1 pseudogene is annotated in these 975 nt (G+C 73.3%); it reads left to right on the top strand.

The annotated features are described in order from the left end of the window. Nucleotides 1-248: 248 nt before the first annotated feature. Nucleotides 249-975: pseudogene (locus tag RH94_RS43965) on the top strand (hypothetical protein); the annotation flags it as partial.

Here is a 975-nt window from a genome sequence, read left to right as displayed (position 1 = left end):
TCACAACCGCCCGCACGTTCGGTCGGCCCCCGTCCACGCAGAGTTCCTCCATCCAAACAGTGGGCGCGCGGGAGCCGGCGCACCAACGGTTCAGCCCCATGGGGTCTCACTCTTCCGGGTGCCGTCGGCACGGAGCCCGGATGCGGACGGCGGAGGAGACGTCTTGGATGGCGTCAGGCCTCTCACCGGTGGGTGATCCGGCGGTCGGGCCGTCAGACGACGGACGCAGAAGAGGAGGAGGCCTCCCGATGGACGAGCACGGCGTCGCCGACGTCGACGACGCGCCGCGGAACCCGCTTCCCGCTCGTTCCGGCCGGCCGTCGGCGCCGAGCCGGCCGGCGCGGGCACGGGCCGTGCTGCGCAGGGCACTGCCCGGGCTGGCGGTCTTCGCCGGCATGCGTCTGGCGGTGGTGGCGGCACTGTCCGTCTGGGCCGTGCACATCGGCCGTCATCCGCGCACGGTGCTGGGGATGGGGTGGGACAGCCTGTGGTACATCCGCATCGCTCGGCACGGCTACGGCACCGTCCTCCCCGGCCCCGCGGGATCCGGCGTCGTGTACCACGACATGGCCTTCTTCCCCCTCTACCCGGCGCTGATCCGCGCGGTGAACACGGTGGTGCCGGTCGGAGAGGTCAACGTGGCACTCGCCCTGTCGTGGAGCGCCGCGGTGGTCGCCGCCACGGGCATCTACGCGGTTGGCGAACTGCTGTACGGGCGGCGGCTCGCCATCGCCCTCGTCGCCCTGTGGGCGGTGCTGCCTCAGGCCGTCGTCGCCACGATGGCGTACACCGAGTCCCTGATGACCGCCTTCGCGGCGTGGGCCCTGTACGCCGCCTTCACACGCCGCTGGCTCACCGCCGGTCTGCTCGCCTCGCTGGCCGGTCTCACCCGCCCCAACGGGATCGCCGCAGCCGCCGCCGTCCTGACCGCGCTGGGCCTGCACGTGTGGCGGTGCCGCCGCGAAGGCCGCCCCG

The sequence above is a fragment of the Streptomyces kebangsaanensis genome, assembly GCF_001906585.1.
Lineage (GTDB): Bacteria > Actinomycetota > Actinomycetes > Streptomycetales > Streptomycetaceae > Streptomyces > Streptomyces kebangsaanensis.
The sequence above is the reverse complement of the archived record's forward strand: the minus strand, read 5'-3'. Positions and strand labels throughout refer to the sequence as shown.